Annotated in this window: 4 protein-coding genes; 2 read left to right on the top strand and 2 right to left on the bottom strand. The window is 63.8% G+C overall.

The features are described from left to right. Window positions 1-226: 226 nt before the first annotated feature. Window positions 227-1,324 carry a hypothetical protein gene (locus tag IEX31_RS18225; RefSeq protein WP_188744812.1) on the bottom strand — a complete coding sequence of 366 codons (1,098 nt, stop codon included), beginning with the start codon at window positions 1,322-1,324 and terminating at the stop codon, window positions 227-229. Window positions 1,325-1,868: 544 nt separating this feature from the next. Between IEX31_RS18225 and IEX31_RS18220 the strand changes: the two genes are divergently transcribed. Both IEX31_RS18220 and IEX31_RS18215 read left to right on the top strand, forming a co-directional pair. Next, window positions 1,869-2,894, top strand: a complete 1,026-nt coding sequence (locus IEX31_RS18220; protein ID WP_188744811.1) for a sensor histidine kinase — start codon at window positions 1,869-1,871, stop codon at window positions 2,892-2,894. Continuing rightward, window positions 2,891-3,460, top strand: a complete 570-nt coding sequence (locus tag IEX31_RS18215; protein ID WP_188744810.1) for a response regulator transcription factor — start codon at window positions 2,891-2,893, stop codon at window positions 3,458-3,460. The genes IEX31_RS18220 and IEX31_RS18215 overlap by 4 nt, the downstream gene beginning before the upstream one ends. Before the next feature lie 159 nt (window positions 3,461-3,619). Here IEX31_RS18215 and IEX31_RS18210 read toward each other — a convergent pair. After that, a partial coding sequence (locus tag IEX31_RS18210) for an integrase core domain-containing protein (RefSeq protein ID WP_188744809.1) occupies window positions 3,620-4,024 on the bottom strand: 405 nt, incomplete at its 5' end.

Raw genomic sequence — 4,024 nt, 5'->3', positions numbered from 1 at the left:
CCATGAGATCCAGCGTCTACGAAGTGACGAGATCCAGTGTCCACGATGTCACGAGATAACACACCAGATCGCTGGACCACCAGTACCAACTCACGCTACGCGCCACGAGTAGCGGAGTACATGGTTGACCACCCCGTGACTCCAGTCGTTGGCGTCCTGACGTATCCTGCACGCTCTCCGTAGGTGGTGTTCAGCCATTGCTGGGAGTAAAGAACCCAGGTGTCCACTATCCGCCCTTCCGCGCCAGGTCCTGCTTCACCTGAGCTGGCGCTGTTGCCATATCCACGATCGTGTCTGTTCCTGCTGGGCCTCGCCGTGGCGCGTTGTCGTCACCTTCGGTAGTGACTCGAACGAGCGCCCTCGGCGGAGCATCGCCAGCTTGCTGTGCAACGAACTCAGCCCATTCGAGGCTGATGCTGCGACGCGTTCCCGGCCCGAGTGACTCTGTGACTACGAAGGTGACGGTTCGGATGATCCCATCCGTGGTGGTGGTGGAGGTGATCGCCCCAGCGGGCAACTCATCCATGCCATCGCCGTAAGAGCGGATGGAGGGAGCACCGGCAGCGGACTCGGCCACACGCATCTCGACCTGCATACCGACGGGCGTCGGATTCGGACCCGCGCCGGTGACCAGCAGGCCGACCGGCGCACGATAGAACTCGGTCCCATCTGCGCTGCGGCTCACAACGTCCCAGGCTGCGGCGACTTCGACGCCCCATGGAGCGACCGGGCGTGTGAGCTCGGTCGCGAGCGCCCGGGTGAGCAGTTGGGTGCTACCGCGGGTGTCAACGAATGTCAACTCCACCGTCGGCACAAGCACGCCGTCGATTGCGTCATTCGGGTACAGCGATTTCGCAATCAGCGGTGGGCTGAATCTCAGGTGATGCTGCTTCCACAATTGCGGGTCCAGAATGAAAGTGACCTCCGCTATCAGCCCGTCAGTCGATGACTCGTGGGCCCCAATGGCGTGAAACTCTCCGTTGGCTTCAACGATCAGCACGTCGCGTGTGGCGAGCACTCGAGGGTCGAAGCGGAGCGCGACACGGATCTCCACGATGTCCCGACCGATTCTTGAGAGTTCAACCGCCGTGGCGAGGTCCCAAATGTGCTCGGTGACGTAGTCAGCAGAGAAGTAGCTCAAGGTCCGACGGTTGAACGTCGTCGCTGCTCCGAGCGGGGCAGCACTGAGTTGATCTGGCCCCTTGGACACCGTCCCGTCGCCGACCCAGTACGAGACTGCAATGAGGGCAGTCGCCGCGGATGACTGCAGCAGCTGGCGTCTCGATACGTTCACGCGCGCCAGACCATTTTGAAGTGCCGCCAATTCCTCGCCCTCCTAGACCCTTGGGTACCGAAGCCCACCAAGCCGAACCCGTTCGGTGTCAGGGCGAACGACTCGCCGAGGGCCTTGGTGAACGCTCTCAGCATTACGCACCGGAGGTTCTGCGCATATGTCTCCAAAGTCACATCTCTCGATGGCCAGAACGCAATCGGGCACCCCCTCCTGAAGATCACCGCGCTGATCACAGGATGACGAGCGAAGTGCGGACGCAGACTCCTCGGCCGTCGAATACTGGGCGCGAACGCCGCCAGCGGATCGTGGTGCTGCTCGTGTTCGTGACGCGCTCGTTGCCGATAGCTGGCTCGATACATGCAGGGGCGTTGCGGCGGATCGATACTCCCTTGGTCACATTCCGTTCGAGCACCGTGTCTCCGCCTCGAGGTGTTCGACGAATACGACAAAGGTGACATTCACAGCCTCCGGAGGGGTCGGAATTTATTCGCCGCGGCGCGGTGTGGGTACCGTTGGGCGAGATGTGGAGAGGACGAGTGTGATCGAGAAGACACGACCAAAGGACCATCGGACAGTGAACGACGAAGTCCTCGAGGAGCTACGCGCTCAACTGCTCGCTCGTGGTAGCGCGCTTGCCAACACGGAATCCGTGGATGGAGGGCTCGAGTTCCACGTGCGGTCAATCCTCGCCGAGACCCTTGCTGCCGTTGAAGGATCCATTGAACATCTCCCCGTCTCTGTGGAGTATCACGACCTTCCGGACCTCAGCACTCACGGTGAGCGCTCAGCAGCGATGGATGTCGATCCTGCCGAGCCGCTGATGGCCGCCGAGGTACTGTTCGCGGTCGCCCTGCCGTTGCTCGTCGCGCGGGTAACCGCCGACGGGTATTCAGGTCGAGAACTCGCCGTCGCCCGTGCGCTCCATCACGCGATCTGGCGACGCTTCCCGCCAGGCGCGATCGCCTACGTCGAGGTGCTCCGCGGGCGACTGCAGCAGTCCCAGTATGAGACGAGACAGCGGATCTCTCGCGAACTCCACGACCGCATCGCCCACGGGATCGCTGCAGGACTCCAGCGGCTAGAGGTAGCCAACAAGACGAGTCGCGACGCGTCAGTCACCGCTGCCATGCGTATCTTTCGCCACGCGCTCGCGGATACCCAGGATCTCGCGCTCGACCTGCGCTCGCTCGTCGGCGATCGTGCGCTGCTTGAGGCGATCGACGAGTACGCCTACGCAACCGGCGGCGGGGGCGTGCTGCCAGTGCATGCGGTCGAGACCGGTGTGACGCGTCCGCTACCGGCGGTCGCGAGCGAGGAGCTATTCACAATCATCATGGAGGCAACCCGGAATGCTCGCACGCACGCTGTGAACGCGACAGCGGTCGCCGTGCGCCTCGCATGGTCGCCGACGAAGGTGGAGATCACGGTTACCGACGACGGCGACGGTTACGATGACGGGAAGCTACAGGTCACCTCGCTCGGGCTTCGCGGCATCGCTGAGCGCGCCGCGCTCATCGGCGCGACGGTGGAGTTCCTGAACGGGACGGGTGCCACCGGGCTGAAGCTCACCCTTCCCTTCGTCGCACCACGCCACGCATGAGCGACAACGCGCGGATCCGTGCCGTCATCGCCGACGACCATGATCTCTTCCGGGACGGGATGCGGGCGATGCTCGCCGCCGCCGCTGACATCGAGGTCGTCGGCGAGGCAGCCGACGGCTACAGCGCCCTTGACACCACGATCGCCGCAAGCCCCGACGTGCTCCTGCTCGACGTGGAGATGCCGGGCTTGCCGGTGCTCTCGACGATCACGCGGGTGCTCGCGGAATCTCCGCACACCCGCGTCATCATCGTTACCATGCACCGAGACCGAGTCCTTGGTGGCCACCTACTCGCAGCGGGTGCGAGCGCATTCATCTCGAAGTCGTCCACCTCCGCAGAGCTGATCGACGCCGTCCGCCGAGTGGCGGCCGCCGCTAGCTCTACACGCACAAAGACCGCTCCACCGTCGGAGTCGGTGCTCTCTCAGCGGGAGCGCGAGGTGCTGCGGCTGATCGGCGAGGGCCTTTCCAATCACGCAATCAGTCAGCGGCTCTCCATCACGATCGGAACGGTGAAGCGTCACAACACTCACATCTTCGCAAATGGCAATCCCCTGGAACCGTAGAGACCTCATTTTGATGGATCCTTCCCGATACCGGCGCTGTGTGGCGTCATCCGCAGCTGGTGTCAAGGCCGGCCGCAGGCCGCCCGGAGGGTTCGGCCTTGACACCAGCAAGGACGACGCCATCATCGTTGCGCTTCTCGGGGAGGATCCGACCGGGGCTCATGCTGCTTTCTCGTTCTTGCGGGTCAGGTCCAGTTCGAACCGGATCGGGGAACGCATTCCCAGCGCGGAGTGGCGGCGGTCGTGGTTGTACTCCTCGATCCACGCCGCGACCCGGGTGCGAGCCTGGGCCCTGGTGTGAAAGTGTTCCAGGGAACGCAGCTCGAACTCGAGTGTGGAATGCCAGCTCTCGATCACCGAGTTATCCAGCGCCGACCCGACCCTGCCCATCGACTGGGTGATCCCGCCGACGCGGGCGCAGGCGGCACGGAACAAGGAAGCGGTGAATTCGCTGCCTTGATCGGTGTGCATGATGACCCCGCTGATCGCGTCACGTCCGCCGCGAACGGCGACCGCCATCTGCAGCGCCGCCTCCGCGAGGGCGGCGTCGTGATGGGCGCTCAT

The sequence above is a fragment of the Agromyces bauzanensis genome, assembly GCF_014645655.1.
Taxonomy (GTDB): Bacteria; Actinomycetota; Actinomycetes; order Actinomycetales; family Microbacteriaceae; genus Agromyces; species Agromyces bauzanensis.
The sequence above is the reverse complement of the archived record's forward strand: the minus strand, read 5'-3'. Positions and strand labels throughout refer to the sequence as shown.

Excerpts from the sequence above, each read along its gene's own strand:
- IEX31_RS18215 (WP_188744810.1), top strand. The coding sequence starts at position 2,891 with ATGAGCGACAACGCGCGGATCCGTGCCGTCATCGCCGACGACCATGAT.